Raw genomic sequence first — 14,677 nt, 5'->3', positions numbered from 1 at the left:
TCCTATTCTGTTTTAAGTGTGCGTAAATAATTGACAACACTCCATCGTTCAGTTGATGACAGCATTGATTTGTATGAAGCCATGTTTCCGCGTCCTTCAGAAATTTTCCAGAAAATTGCTCCATCGGTTTGATTCTGAAATTCAGACGTATTGAACGCCACAGGTTTTGGATCCATACCCGCCGCAGCAGGGCCATCACCCAAGCCGGTGGTTCCATGACATGACCAGCAAAAACTGGTATAGATTTTTTTTCCGGTTTGTAAAGATTTAGTTCCGGCTTCTACCGGATTTTTTACCTCGGCTGCAGTCTCAGGTGCAACCCAAGGCTCCTGATCACCGACCGTTAAAACGTGCCAGGACAGCAGCATCCACAAATACATCATACAATTTAAATTTGTTATTGAAGAAAAAAATTGATCACACTTTGAATCTGATTTCAGATAACATCAAAGCGCACACATTCTCAGGAAATGAATTCAGGCAAGCGAAAATGCAAATCATAGATGTTCACACAGCCACTTGTGCGCTCAACGAGCACTCAAAATAATTCAAGAGAAAAAAAGCAAATTAACCTAGAGGAGGATGATCAACAGACGGAAGATGTCTGTCAGAAAGAATTGCCTGATAACCGTAAAATTGGTTTTCAAAAACAAGATAATTATCAAAACTTAAGTCCTTATAATCTTGTGCAAAAAGTTGCAATTCAGCTTTTTCTTTTAATGGATTCACGGGAATTTGTTCTTGCTCTTCAACCTGCTTCATCTGTTTGTTGAGATGACATTGACCGTGACATTTTTTTTCAGGCTTGTTTTTATTCACGCAGTATTTCTCAGTGATTTCAGCCTTATTAAGCAGGTAATGAAAAAATATCAGCGACTGACTTCCGGTAGAAATCAAGATGCTGGATAAGATCAATATGCTGAATATTTTTTTCACTTCAAATACAAAATTACAGAACAACATCTGCTTTAAAAATGAGATAGGTCATACGCCTGAAAAGTTGGTCCATTAAAAAAATATTTTAAGCGGCCGGTTGAATTTGAGAAGTACGTGAAAACTTTTCTTTCACGCTATCAACAAGATAATATACCACAGGCACCAGAAAAACAGTTAATATCAATGAAGACATCAAACCGCCGATGATCACCCATGCCAAGCCATTTTTCCATTCTGCCGCTGTTCCTCTGGCCATGGCAATTGGCAACATACCAATCACCATAGAAAGTGTTGTCATCAAGATGGGTCTCATTCGGCCTTTACCGGCAACTATTAATGCTTCTTTGTAATGCATTCCTCCGGCTTTGAGTTGATTGGTGAAGTCAACAATTAATATAGCATTTTTCACTACCAATCCCATTAACATAATTAAACCTAAAAGAGCAAACAGACTGAGATGATTCATAGTTAGATTGAGTGCAAGAAAAGCACCAATCACTGCAACAGGAATAGAAAACAGAACGACAAAAGGGTAAATAAAACTATCATAAAGCGCCACCATAATTAAATAAATCAGCAGAAATGAAATAGCCAAAACAGAACCTAAAGCTCCAAAACTATCCTGTTGTCTTTTGATATCACTACCCCATGTCATACTCACACCTTGCGGTAAAGGATTTTCATTGATGTAGGCAATCACCTCATCTGCAACAGAACCTGAAGGACGACCCAGCGCATCCGATGTTAGTGTTACAGCCGGTTGTCTGTCTTTTCTCTCAAGCATTGAAGGGGAATTTTCTTGTACAACATCTGCAAATTGTCTCAACTCAACCGGAATACCCATTGGATTAATGACAGTAATATTTTCAATGTCATCAGGATTGCTGCGATCAAATTGACTATACCAAATACGCACCGGATATTCATCACCATTTTCTGTCAGCGTTGCCTGATCATTACCTGTTAACGCTGTGCGTAAATTCAAACCGGTATACGCACTGTTTAAACCAAATCGCTGCATTCTATCTTTATCAGGTACCACACGGTATTCAGGATTTCCCTCTTCAACAGAAAGTTGTACATTATCTGATCCCGGAATATTTTCAATAGCTGTTTTTAAATTTTGTGCTGTCAGCCTTAACTCTTCTTCATCAGGTCCGCTAAGTGTTAACTCAATAGGTGCTGATCGTGGAATCAAACCAAGACTTGCCATTGAAAAATTTATACCCGGAAATTGATGTTGCATATTTTCTCTCAATATTTGCATATATTCTTCCGTAGCCTGATGGTTTCTCTCTTCAGCAGATATCAATTGAATGGTAAATTCGGTTTTATTTGCGGCGCCCACTCCCAAATTTCCAATACCTGTGCCGGGACCGCCAATATTGCTGAATACGCTTTGTATTTCAGGTTGATCATTGAGATAATTTTCTACTTGAGTTGATGTGAATAAATTCTCATCCAGCGAAATTGATTTATCGTATTCAAGACTCAATCTGAATTTTCCCTGATCACCGGTGGAAATTAATTCTTTACCAATAATGCCTTGCTTCATGATCAGACCGGTAATGACAAAAAGAAAAACAAGGATGCCCCCAAAAATCAATTTGTGATTGAGTGTCCACTTCAAAACATTACCATAACCGTTTGTGAATTTTTCTAACTGACGCTCAAACCAAAGTAAAAACTTGTTGAAGAAATTTGTTGGTCTCAGATCTTCTTTTTTCCCAATTCGTGATGCTAGCCAAGGCGTTAATGTGAAGCCGACTAACAAACTTGTCATGGTAGAAGTAATTACAACAACTGAAAATTGCTTAAGCATATCAGCTACAAAAACCTGAAGAAATAAAATGGGTAAAAAAACTACCACATCAACCAGCGTGATAGACAAAGCAGAAAAACCAATCTCCATTCTGCCGTCCATTGCGGCTGTACGTTTTTCTTTACCCATATCCAGGTGTCGTTGAATATTTTCAAGCACAACCGTTGCATCATCCACCAGAATTCCAATGATGAGCGACATGGCCAACAAGGTCATCAAGTTCAAGGTATAACCAAGAAACCACATCACCGCAAAAGCAGTAATGAGCGATGTTGGAATTGCAATTAATACAATGAGTGAATTTCTGAAGCTTCTCAAAAAAAGCAACATCACAACAGATACCAGAATAACGGCAAGAATCAAATCTTCAACAACAGAATTTACTGCAGCTATGGTATTATCTGTGCTATCATCGGCAATTATAAATTGTAAATCAGATGACGCATTTTGAGATTCAATCTCTTTAAATTTATCACGAATTGCAGATGAAACATCTACAGCATTTGCATCACCTTGCTTTTTGATGAGTAATCCAATTCCTGCCTGACCATTGTACCGACTGTAAGAAGTTTGATCAGCAACATGATCTTCAACAACAGCAACATCTTTTACATATACCGGACTACCCGCAACAGGCATAGAGATCATCACGTTCTGAATATCTTCTATGGATGAAAATTTACCAATATACCGAACAGAATTACTTGTATAATCAGACTCAACTTTTCCAGCCGGAATATCCAACCCTGAGCGGTTAATTGCCTCAACCACCAGCTGCATACTCACCTTGTAATATCTCAGTTTATCCTGATCAACCAAAACCTGAATCTCACGTTCTTCTGCCCCTAATACGGTGATCTCTGCAACACCTTTTATCTGCTGAATTTGCGGAAGAATATCTTCTTTTAACTGCTGATAAAAATCAGTGCCATTCAAATTACTTGTTACACTCACTGACATCATGGGCAAATCATTGGGTGAAACTTTGCTCATCACCGGACTTTGAATATCTGCAGGTAAATCTTTTCTGATATTATCAATAAAGCGCTGCGCATCCTGCATGGTTTTATCCAAATCTGTTCCGTATTTCAGGTTGACAATAATTACTGAAGCATTGGGCATTGATTTAGTAACGACAAAATCAACTCCTTCAAGATTAGATAAAGCATCTTCAATTTTTTTTGAAACTGAACTTTCTACTTCTTCAGGTTCAGCACCCGGATAAATAGTCCGGATCACAACAACCGGCTGATTAAAATCCGGCATTAATTCATAGCTCAGATTCATGAATCCTATCACACCAAGTAATGTGAATACACTGAACATTACAATGATCAGTGAGGGTCTTTTTATAGAAATATCTGTCAGATTCATAACCTAATTTATTTCAACTGCTGCACCATCAAATAGATTAATAATACCCCGTGTCACCACAATATCACCTTCTGAAACTCCACCGGTAACAATGGTATTATTCTTCACTCTGCCATTAGTAACCACTTTGGTTAAAACGGCTTTTCCATTTTTAATAATATAAACAGAATAGTCATTAGAATTGCCAATCAACGCTTCATTTGGAATAAGAAAGCCTTCACCGTTCATATCATTACTCATACTCACGTCACCTGTCATTCCGGCCTTGATATCAAGATTTTTAGTGTTCGATATTTCAAATTGAACCGGATAACTGTTTCCCGGATTTGCTTTACTGCCAATCAGAATCACTTTACCTTCAAATGTTCTTTCAGGAAAAACTTCTGCATGAATTTGATATGTTTCATTCAAAATAAAATTTGCTAAATCAGATTCAGGAATTACAATGGTGAAGCGCACTTTATTCAAATCGGTGAGTTGAATCAGAGGAACACCAGGTGCTGCGAATGATCCTACTTCAGTAAGTTTTGCAGTAACAATTCCATCAAATGGCGCACGAATGGTTGTTTTGGCAATTTGAGTTTCAAGTATTTCTTTTTGCACTCTTGCTGTTTTCAATGCCAATTCTGTTTTCTCCAATTGTACTCCTTGTATTGCATCACCTTGTGTCAAAATAGTGTAGCGCGCCATATCATTTTCTAATCCGCTGATTTGAATTTCAGATGACTCCAACTGTAGTTTTAATAAACTATTATCAAGCTGAATTAAGGGAGATCCTTTTTTTACCAAAGCGCCGGTTTCAGAAAATATTTGTACAATATTTCCCTGTAACTCAGCATTGATTTTTGTTTCTCGCCAGGGCTCAAATGTACCTGAATAGGAACGCTCAGCTTGTATTGAAGTTTTCATTAAAGTATCCACTTCAACCGAAACAGCCTTTGTACGATCATAGACATACACCTTGTCTTGCGACACCTCTTTATTGCGCAATAATTGAATCACGGTAATTGCAATCAGCAATACTCCGATGAAAGCGTAAACCAATTTTTTAATGATTGATTGTTTTGTTTTCATAATCTATTCTTTAATATTAAAATTGCCGGATACTTTTTTTAGCTCCAGATCTGCTTTGAAATAATCTACAATTGCATTAATCCATATTTGCTGTGATTCACGCACTGCAAGATCAGCCAGTAATACCTCAGTAAGGCTTGCTGTTTCTTGCTCGAATTGCAATTTTATTTGTTTGTAAATTTCTTCACCAAGTTGAATTTGAGTTTGCGCAGATTGAACCATATTGTACGCTATGCTTCTCTGCAAAATGGCGTTGTCAACTTGCATGCTTGTTTGCTTATATATTAATTCCTGCTGATACTGATTATTTTGAATTTCAAGTTCTTTCTGATCAATTTTTTGATTGATGGCAAAACCGTTAAACAGCGGATAAACTAATTGCACACCGGCATAACCCACGGGATAAAAATCAAGAAATGACTGAGGATCTCCGGTATATCCATAACCAGTGGTACCATACACTCCGTAAAGTGACACCATAGGAATTCTCGTTCTGCGAATAGTTTGTAATTCCGTTTGAAGCACTTCACCTGATAGTCGGTTCAATTTTAAATCATTGGTTTCATTCAACACTATTGGTTCAGGTTGAAACAAATTCAACGTGGTATCAGCAACTAACTGAATTTGGTCAGAAATTCCCATCATAAATTTCAACTGATTGTGAATTTGTGTTTGCTTAGATGCTGCATTTTGTTTATTCAGTTCCAGCTGTGCAACTTGCAGTTTAATTTTATCGGCATCCGTTGTCTTTACCATTTTTTGCTCATGCAGCAAGGTCACAATATTTAAGAGCTGTCCGGCGTTTACCAAATTTGAATCTATGAAACGGATTTGGTATTGAATAATTACCGCATTATAAAAGAGGTTGGAAATTTCAAAGAACAACTGCTCTTCAGTTCGCTGATATTGAACTGCGGCAATTTCCTCCATGGTGTTTGTGACATCAATTGCCCCGTAAGTTTGTGGATTATACAAGTTCATGTTAAACTGAACATTTGCATTTATCACATGCGGAACACCGAACTGAGTTTCTTTGTAAACACCATCCGGTCCGCCAAAAACAGAAAGTGGCAGTAGTTGATATGGCAGATTTGTATAATAACGATAATCTCCTGCAATAGCAATTTTAGGGTACAAACCGGATACTGCCTCGTCATGCTTTTCACTGATTATGGTCTGTTGATTTTCGGCTATGCGCAGTTTAAGATTATTCACGCGTGCACTATCAAGACAGCGATCCAATGACCAAATATCCTGCTGTGAAAATCCGGAAAATGAATTCAGGAAAAACAATATTAGTATGTGAGTGTTCACTAACTTCATAGTTAAAAAAATTTGAACTGATGCGGTTGTTAAACAACCACATCAGTTTTCAATGATACTTTTGTTTTTATTGAATTAGAAATCAGGCACGCTGCTTCTGATTTTTCAAGAATGCGTTGTGCTTTTTCTTTCTTGTCTTCAGAAGTAATGACCAAACGTGGATATAAGATTACTTCAGTCATCAGATATTTTCCATCTACCTTTTCAAGTATGCCTTCTGCCCTGCAAGAGAATTCTTTGAAATCTAATTTTGAATATTCTGCAACCGCTAGAAAAGTAGTCATGAAACAACTTTGCACTGATGCTGTAAATAGATGTTCAGGTGACCAAATACCGGCTACGCCCTTCTCAAATTCTGGTGGAGTTGCCACAGTAATTTTTTCAGGCAATTCGGGTGAACTGATTTGTCCTACCCTGCCCTCTTGCCAAGAAAGATTCAGATGATAAATATGTTTTTCCATACTCGTTAAATTTGATTTAATACTCGCATTAATTTTTCTTGAATTTCAGCGGCGTGAATTGCGATAGCATCATTTCCAATACTACTCATAGCAGCATCAGCATTGATGGTACACACTTCCATCTCACCATTTTCAAGTTGTCTGATAGTGACGTTACACGGCAATAAGGTACTGATGTGCGGATCAATACTCAACACCTTATCAGCATAGACAGGATTACATGCGCCCAAAATAACATGCGGCAAATAATCTTTATCCAGTTTCTTTTTCATGGTGGCTTGAATATCAATTTCAGTTAGTACACCGAAACCTTCAGTCTTTAATGCTGCCTCAACTTGAGTGCGCAATGTTGCGAAATCAGTTTTCGCAATTCGTTTTGAATTATAGTATTCCATATAAGTTATTTTGATTTTAGTTGCGCCTTTTTGAATTTTTTCCATGATTTGAACCAGGCGTCAGATTGCAAATCAGTATCATAAATATATCCTGCTATTAAGCGGACTTCATTTTCATCAAAACTTGATTGAGGCATCAATCCAAAATTTCTCACAGCACCCGGCATCACTGATTTTTCAAGATCAGGTTTCATAGCAAACGCAGTCATTTGCTGTATAAAGTTTTCTCTTGAAATAGTATCATTATAATAGTGATTTCTCACCATAAACATAGGCGGCGCAAGCCTGTTTTCTGCTTTCATATCAGGATTATGACAAACAAAACAACGCGTGTCAATCATAGTCATGATATCTTGAGTCGTATCAATTGCTTGTACATTTGGCTGAAATGGGGTTGAGTTCTTATCCGGCAGTATAAATGCACTTCCCACAAGTAAAAGACCGCCAACAAAAAATAAGGGATGCATGAATAGTTTTTTCATAGTTAATTAGATAATTGATTATTGATTTTTCTTGATTTATTTTTTAAAACAAAATAGCTGATGAGAAGAAAAAGTGCAGTTATAGCCGTACGGAAGAACATTGCACCCACCGTTTTTTGCTCATAAATTCCACCTGAATTGATATGTAAAAACAAACCTCCCAATCCCAGTAATAGCAGAATAGTACTGATTGTGAGAATCACTGTTGCTAAGTGCGAATTACGCCAAAGTGCAAAGGCAGCCGCAAGATAAAGTAAACCACAAATCAAATTAGTATAAACAATAAACAAAACATAATTCCCTTCGCGTGACCTGATATCAAACCAATCAAAAATTACCGATGAGGTTAGGAATATTGACAAACCACCAAATGCCAGTAAAACCAGAATTAAAAAATATCGGATAAAGTTCTTTAGATTTTTCATTTTTCAAGCAATTTTAAAATTCCGTTCAACACCGTTTTACCGTCTTTCACTAAGTTGGATTTATGACCTGATAGTTTCCATTTCAATACGGTCATTCTCATACTTCCCATGATGATGGTAGTTGTTGCAGATTCGCCCGGTAACTTGCGTAGCGTACCATTCTTCTGACCTTCTTTCACCAAGACGCCAATCGTTTTTTGCATGGTTTGCATCATGTACGATACACGCGCACTCAGTATCTTATTGTTCTGAAAAATCCCTTCTGCAAAAATTACGCTGACTATGGCGGGATTTTGCACAAAACTCTTCAGTTGCGAATCGAATAAATTTTTCAATTTTTGAGCGTAGGTATGTCTCTCATCATCCACTATTAATTCCACTCTGTCTTCCATGTCTGCTATAAAATAATTCAAGAGACCTAATAGAATGTCATTTTTGCTTTTGAAATGCCTATACAACGCAGCCTCTGAAAGATGCAGATCGGCAGCTAGATTTTTTGTAGTCAGTTCTTGTATACCGTGTTTATGAATACGAACCGTAGCGGCCTGCATGATTTCAATTTGTCGGTCAGAAAATTTATTCTCAGCCATAGTTTAAATTTTTAAAACTTGTTTGTGAGTATTCACTTACAAAGGTACTGCATTTCTGTTCGCTCAGCAATTCATTTACAAATTTCTCAACAAAACATCAGATTATTGGTAACAAAAGGCACAATGGTGTCAATGAAACACATAGGCTCTGGTCGCTACCTGAGCCCATGCTGGAATTCAACTATTTTAAAGCCATCGTCCAAACTCAGTTGCCTGTTTATTCAGAACGGATAATTTGAATTTAGATGAAATACCTAATATTGCAAAAAAAATCTCCATGAGTCTTTACACGCTGAACCTCATTTGTTATATCTGGCTGGGCATTGCCATTGCTGTTCACATCACCATGTTTTTTATTACCGCTCCATTTGGAAGACATACTACCACTAAATGGGGTCCTATGGTTGACAACAAGCTTGCTTGGTTTTTGATGGAATTACCTTCACTGGGAATTATGTTCTACTTTTTGGTTTTCGGAACTTATTCGCTGCATTCGTATGCGTGGATTTTATTTTGCCTTTGGATTTTTCATTACGCCAACCGCACCTTGATTTATCCGTTGCGCATTCACAAAACAGATAAGAAAATGCCATTGATCATTATGCTGAATGCTGTTTTATTTAATCTAATGAACGCCGGATTGAACGGATATTTCCTTGCAGAGTTGGCTGATCCGGCAAGTTATCAAGCAGATTGGATCTCATCACCAACTTTCATTTTTGGTGCATTTCTTTTTATTGCCGGCCTTTCTATCAACTGGATATCCGATACTATTTTAATTGGACTGCGCAAACCCGGCGAAACCGGTTATAAAATTCCGCGCGGATTTTTATTTGACTACGTATCATCACCCAACCTGTTTGGTGAATTAGTAGAATGGGGTGGCTTTGCCCTCATGGCATGGAACTTACCCGCACTTACCTTTATGGTGTGGACTTTCGCCAACTTAGTGCCTCGTGCAAAAAATCATCACGACTGGTATCACAGCAAATTTTCAGATTACCCCAAAGAGAGAAAAGCGGTTTTTCCGTTTTTGTTTTGATTATTCACAGTGTAGTGTGCACTCCATAAGGGTTTGCAAGACCCTTAATGTTCAGCCTATTACAAATTCTCTGAAATTTTTTCGAGTGATTATTTTATTTTCTGATTGATAGGTTTCAGTGAATGTTTTTGGTAATTTTTTTACTTTCGTCTCAGACCATTTAAATTCATAGCCAAAGATTCTCCCCCCGATATCTTCAACAAAATCAACTTCCTGTTGTTGTTTGGTTCTCCAAAAGTACTTTCTCGCCAAACTCTCCTTGTATTCATTCTGCTTTACTCTTTCTGAAATCAAAAAATTTTCCCATAAAGCACCTTTATCAGTTCGAAGGTTAAGTGGATCAAAATTTCCAATTATCATATTTCTTATGCCGTTGTCATAAAAGTATATTTTTTTGTTTTTCTTTATTTCATTGCGGACATTTTTACTAAAACTACTTAGCTTAAAAATCACGAATCCCTTTTCTAATATTTCTATGTATCTCTCAATGGTATTCCGATCAACTGATACTAACTGCCCCAGTTCAGAATAATTCACCTCGTTTCCAACCTGCAAGGCCAATGCTTGTAACAGTTTGTCCAAAATTTCCGGTTTTCTTAATTCTGATTGTGCTAAAATATCTCGGTATAAGTAACTATTTACAAGGTTTCTCAAAATACTCACTTCATCTCCCGGGTTATTTAAAACATCCGGGTAAAGTCCGTAAAGCAATCTAGATTCCAATTGCTTTTCTCCGTGCAGGTATCCATGATGATTCTCATACTCTTCCCATGATATTGGAAATAATCTATACTCCCATTTTCTGCCTGTCAAAGGCTCGTTAATTTTATTTGCTAAATCAAAAGAAGAAGATCCACTAATAAATAATTGCACGTTTTTAAATTGATCCGTAATGATTTTCATTGTTAATCCAATTCCTTCAATTCGCTGTGCCTCATCAATGAAAATAAATGTATTTCTCCCTAACAATTGTTTGATCTCCTGGGTATTTGGTTGGTTGAGAATGGTTCTTGTTTTTGGGTCATCGCCATCCAAAAACAGATAATTTTCTGTGCCAAGAATCTCCTTGATTAAGGTTGTTTTTCCGACTTGTCTTGGGCCAATTAATACAATAGCTTTGCCGGAATTTATTCTTTTCAAAATAGTCTCTTTCAAATATCTTGGATACATGTTTTTCTTTCAAATATATGTCTTTTATTGATTATATTCACGTCTGGTTATGCTTTTTTTTGAATTTATTCACTTTTGGATATATAATACGAGGTGACAATTAATTGTCCGATTGTCTGTTTTTCTAATACTAATGGCTGTCTGCACGCCAATCAAATGAATCTGATAGAGTCCATTTGGACACAGGAACATGAAATTCAATAGCAATCTCCAAATACGTAAAATGCGAGAATGAATACTAAAGTCTGAAAATAACTATACAACTGAGGCGTGCCGGGAACTAAAAATTATGTTGCACTATCTTCTAACCTACCGCACTGGCGCCCACATCCTGCGCGAGATCCCTATACCTTTCTACAACAAAAATTCTCTCACCCTATCATCGCCGCCATCTCTCGCTGAACTTTTTCTGCTTCTGCTTTGGCCGCTTCAGCAAAATTTTCAGATTGATCAGCATATAAAATAGCGCGTGAAGAATTTACAAGGAGTCCAGTTTCATTTGTCATTCCGTATTTTACAACTTCAGCTAACGAACCACCTTGTGCACCAACACCCGGTACAAGAAAAAATGCATGCGGAGCCGCAGCTCTTACTTGTGAAATGTCTTCACCGCGTGTTGCACCTACCACATACATCAAACGTTCGGCATTTTTCCATGTCTGCGAAACGCGAATCACTTTTTCAAATAATTTTTCTCCGTTTGCATCTTCTGTAAATTGAAAATCAAGCGCACCGGTGTTAGAAGTAAGTGCAAGCAGAATAACCCATTTATCCTCAAACTCCAAAAAAGGGGTCACGCTGTCAACTCCCATGTATGGCGCAACAGTTACAGAATCAAAATTCAGGTATTCAAAAAATGTTTTAGCGTAATAGGTTGATGTATTTCCAATATCACCGCGTTTGGCATCAGCAATGGTGAAAATATTTTTCGGAATATAATCCATGGTTTTTTTTAAGCTATCCCAGCCTTTGCTACCGTGGCATTCGTAAAAAGCAATATTGGGTTTGTACGCAACACAAAAATCATGAGTAGCATCAATGATTCGTTTATTGAATTCAAACATTGGATCATCAAACTCCAGCAAAAATTTTGGAATTTTAGTCATGTCCGTATCTAATCCCACACAAAGAAAAGATTTTTTAGATCTGATTTGGTTGACCAATTCTTGTCTTGTCATGTTGATTAATTTTTGCCGTTAAATTTTAAAAATAAGTGATGCAGTTTATTATTCATGCCAAGCAGTGCTTCAAAAACTGCGGCTAATTACACTGTCTCGCCTTCTTTCATTTTTTCTGCATTTTCAGCCATCTTCAAAGCATCCAACATCTCTTGAATATCACCATTCATAAATACCGGAAGGTTATACATCGTCATGCCAATCCGATGATCGGTGATGCGCCCTTGCGGATAATTGTACGTTCTAATTTTTGCAGATCGGTCTCCGGTTGATACCATTGTTTTTCGTTTGCTGGCAATATCACCGTTACGTTTATTCAATTCAAGATCATACAATTTTGAATAAAGCATTTTCATGGCAAGCTCCCTGTTTTTTAGCTGAGATCTTTCCACTTGACAAACCACCACTATGCCCGTTGGTTTATGTGTTAATTGTACTTTGGTTTCCACTTTGTTCACGTTCTGTCCACCGGCACCACCTGATCTGGAAGTATGAAAATCAATATCAGCCGGGTTAAGGTTTACATCCACTTCTTCCACCTCAGGCAACACAGCAACTGTTGCGGCTGATGTATGCACTCGTCCTTGTGTTTCGGTTTCAGGTACACGTTGCACGCGGTGAACACCCGCTTCATATTTCAATGTGCCATACACCTCATCACCTGAAACTTTTACAATTACTTCTTTATATCCTCCTACGGTTCCGTCAGTCACACTCATGGATTCAACTTTCCATCCTTTGTTTTCAAAATATCGCGTGTACATACGGTACAAATCTCCGGCAAAAATACTGGCTTCATCTCCACCTGTTCCGGCACGAATTTCAAGTATCACGTTTTTATCATCTTCCGGATCTTTTGGAATCAACAGTACTTTAATTTCTTCTTCCAATTGTTCTTTTCTTGGAACTAATTCATCCAGCTCCATTTTTGCCATCTCTTTCAATTCTGCATCTTCATCTGAATCCAGCACTTGTTTTGATGAATCAATATTGCCGACTACTTTTTTGTATTCTTTATACACCTCAACAATGGCTTGCAAATCTTTATACTCCTTATTTAGTTTCACATAACGGTCCATATCATTGATGATAGAGGGGTCAGTAATTTTAACCCCAACCTCTTCAAACCGTATATTGATTGCTTCTAATTTTTTTAATAAATCGCTCATGCGTCAATGCTTATTCGTATTCAAAAATTCCTTTATTTGATTTGATCGTCAATTTTTTTCCGTGATATGCTTCACAGCGTCCAACAATTTTTGCCGGTATTCCAAAAGATTCTGAAATAGAAATAATATCAGCTGCAAATTTTTCAGGCAGATATATTTCCATCCTGTGTCCCATATTAAATACTTTATACATCTCCTTCCAATCTGTTTTTGATTCTGATTGTATGAGTTTAAATAAAGGGGGCACATCAAAGAGTTGATCTTTTATCACGTGCAGATTTTCTATGAAATGTAAAACCTTTGTTTGTGCACCTCCGCTACAATGCACCATGCCATGAATATTTGCACGGTATTTATTCAAAATTGCTTTAATGACCGGTGCATACGTGCGTGTGGGTGACAATACCAATTTACCTGCATCAAGCGGAACGCCTTCAACTTTATCTGTCAGTTTTTTTGAACCTGAATAAATTAAATTTTGCGGCACAGCTGAATCAAAACTTTCAGGATATTTTGCTGCAAGATATTTTTCAAAAACATCATGCCGTGCAGATGTTAATCCATTGCTACCCATACCGCCATTGTATGTTGTTTCATACGTTGCTTGTCCGTCAGATGCAAGCCCAACTATTACATCACCGGCTGAAATGGTATGATTTGAAATTACATCACTGCGCTTCATGCGAGCAACAACAGTAGAATCCACGATAATAGTTCTCACTAAATCACCAACGTCTGCTGTTTCTCCTCCGGTTGAATGAATGGTAATTCCATGTTTTTGTAATTCAGAAATCAACTCTTCAGTACCATTGATAATTGCACTGATAACAGTCCCATCAACCAAATTTTTGTTCCGCCCAATGGTAGATGATAGTAGAATATGATCAATAGCACCAACACAAAGTAAATCGTCAATATTCATGATGAGTGCATCTTGCGCAATGCCCTTCCATACAGAAATGTCTCCGGTTTCTTTGTAGTACAAATATGCCAGTGATGATTTTGTGCCTGCTCCATCTGCATGCATTACCAGACAATAATTTTCATCTCCGGTTAAATAGTCAGGTACAATTTTACAAAACGCACGAGGGAATAATCCCTTGTCAACATGTTTAATCGCATTGTGAACGTCTTCTTTTCCAGCTGAAACGCCCCGCGCATCATAGCGGTTATCTGCCATTGTTTTTTCAAATAAAAAAAGCACCGGAACCCCTTTGGCTCCGATGCTTTCTGATA

Annotated in this window: 15 protein-coding genes; 1 reads left to right on the top strand and 14 read right to left on the bottom strand. The window is 37.5% G+C overall.

Annotation, left to right across the window (positions count from 1 at the left end; translation table 11 throughout):
* Window positions 1-2: 2 nt before the first annotated feature.
* From IPH66_00675 to IPH66_00630, 10 genes are all read right to left on the bottom strand, one after another.
* Window positions 3-383, bottom strand: a complete 381-nt coding sequence (locus tag IPH66_00675) for a cytochrome c (protein MBK7127866.1) — start codon at window positions 381-383, stop codon at window positions 3-5.
* Between the two features lie 184 nt (window positions 384-567).
* Window positions 568-936 carry a hypothetical protein gene (locus IPH66_00670; GenBank protein ID MBK7127865.1) on the bottom strand — a complete coding sequence of 123 codons (369 nt, stop codon included), beginning with the start codon at window positions 934-936 and terminating at the stop codon, window positions 568-570.
* 85 nt (window positions 937-1,021) lie between these two features.
* Complete coding sequence (locus IPH66_00665; protein ID MBK7127864.1) at window positions 1,022-4,132, bottom strand: efflux RND transporter permease subunit; 3,111 nt, start codon at window positions 4,130-4,132, stop codon at window positions 1,022-1,024.
* 3 nt (window positions 4,133-4,135) lie between these two features.
* Window positions 4,136-5,206, bottom strand: a complete 1,071-nt coding sequence (locus tag IPH66_00660) for an efflux RND transporter periplasmic adaptor subunit (GenBank protein MBK7127863.1) — start codon at window positions 5,204-5,206, stop codon at window positions 4,136-4,138.
* A gap of 3 nt (window positions 5,207-5,209) precedes the next feature.
* Complete coding sequence (locus IPH66_00655; protein ID MBK7127862.1) at window positions 5,210-6,529, bottom strand: TolC family protein; 1,320 nt, start codon at window positions 6,527-6,529, stop codon at window positions 5,210-5,212.
* A gap of 29 nt (window positions 6,530-6,558) precedes the next feature.
* Window positions 6,559-6,990 (bottom strand): OsmC family protein, encoded by a 432-nt coding sequence (locus IPH66_00650; protein MBK7127861.1) that lies wholly within the window; start codon window positions 6,988-6,990, stop codon window positions 6,559-6,561.
* A 5-nt stretch (window positions 6,991-6,995) separates the two neighbouring features.
* A complete protein-coding gene (locus IPH66_00645) occupies window positions 6,996-7,385 on the bottom strand; it encodes a DUF302 domain-containing protein (GenBank protein ID MBK7127860.1) in 390 nt (129 codons plus the stop codon).
* Window positions 7,386-7,390: 5 nt separating this feature from the next.
* Window positions 7,391-7,867, bottom strand: coding sequence for a hypothetical protein (locus tag IPH66_00640; GenBank protein MBK7127859.1), 477 nt, complete (start codon window positions 7,865-7,867; stop codon window positions 7,391-7,393).
* Window positions 7,868-7,869: 2 nt separating this feature from the next.
* A complete protein-coding gene (locus IPH66_00635) occupies window positions 7,870-8,223 on the bottom strand; it encodes a hypothetical protein (protein ID MBK7127858.1) in 354 nt (117 codons plus the stop codon).
* A 65-nt stretch (window positions 8,224-8,288) separates the two neighbouring features.
* Window positions 8,289-8,882 carry a TetR family transcriptional regulator gene (locus tag IPH66_00630; protein ID MBK7127857.1) on the bottom strand — a complete coding sequence of 198 codons (594 nt, stop codon included), beginning with the start codon at window positions 8,880-8,882 and terminating at the stop codon, window positions 8,289-8,291.
* Between the two features lie 277 nt (window positions 8,883-9,159).
* On the opposite strand from IPH66_00630, the gene IPH66_00625 reads away from it, so the two are divergent.
* Window positions 9,160-9,924 (top strand): DUF1295 domain-containing protein, encoded by a 765-nt coding sequence (locus IPH66_00625; protein ID MBK7127856.1) that lies wholly within the window; start codon window positions 9,160-9,162, stop codon window positions 9,922-9,924.
* Window positions 9,925-9,975: 51 nt separating this feature from the next.
* On the opposite strand, the gene IPH66_00620 is transcribed toward IPH66_00625, so the two are convergent.
* From IPH66_00620 to IPH66_00605, 4 genes are all read right to left on the bottom strand, one after another.
* The gene (locus tag IPH66_00620; GenBank protein MBK7127855.1) at window positions 9,976-11,094 is read right to left on the bottom strand and encodes an ATP-binding protein; all 1,119 of its coding nucleotides are present in this window, start codon (window positions 11,092-11,094) and stop codon (window positions 9,976-9,978) included.
* Between the two features lie 371 nt (window positions 11,095-11,465).
* A complete protein-coding gene (pyrF, locus tag IPH66_00615) occupies window positions 11,466-12,272 on the bottom strand; it encodes an orotidine-5'-phosphate decarboxylase (GenBank protein ID MBK7127854.1) in 807 nt (268 codons plus the stop codon).
* Between the two features lie 86 nt (window positions 12,273-12,358).
* On the bottom strand, window positions 12,359-13,441 hold the full coding sequence (gene prfA / locus IPH66_00610) for a peptide chain release factor 1 (protein ID MBK7127853.1): 1,083 nt from the start codon (window positions 13,439-13,441) through the stop codon (window positions 12,359-12,361).
* A 10-nt stretch (window positions 13,442-13,451) separates the two neighbouring features.
* Window positions 13,452-14,621, bottom strand: coding sequence for a phosphoribosylformylglycinamidine cyclo-ligase (locus IPH66_00605; GenBank protein ID MBK7127852.1), 1,170 nt, complete (start codon window positions 14,619-14,621; stop codon window positions 13,452-13,454).
* Window positions 14,622-14,677 lie beyond the last annotated feature (56 nt).

It is taken from the genome of Crocinitomicaceae bacterium (assembly GCA_016708105.1).
In the GTDB taxonomy this organism is placed as follows: Bacteria; Bacteroidota; Bacteroidia; order Flavobacteriales_D; family Crocinitomicaceae; genus JADJGJ01.
Note: the sequence above shows the minus strand (reverse complement) of the source record. Positions and strands in the feature narration are given on the sequence as shown.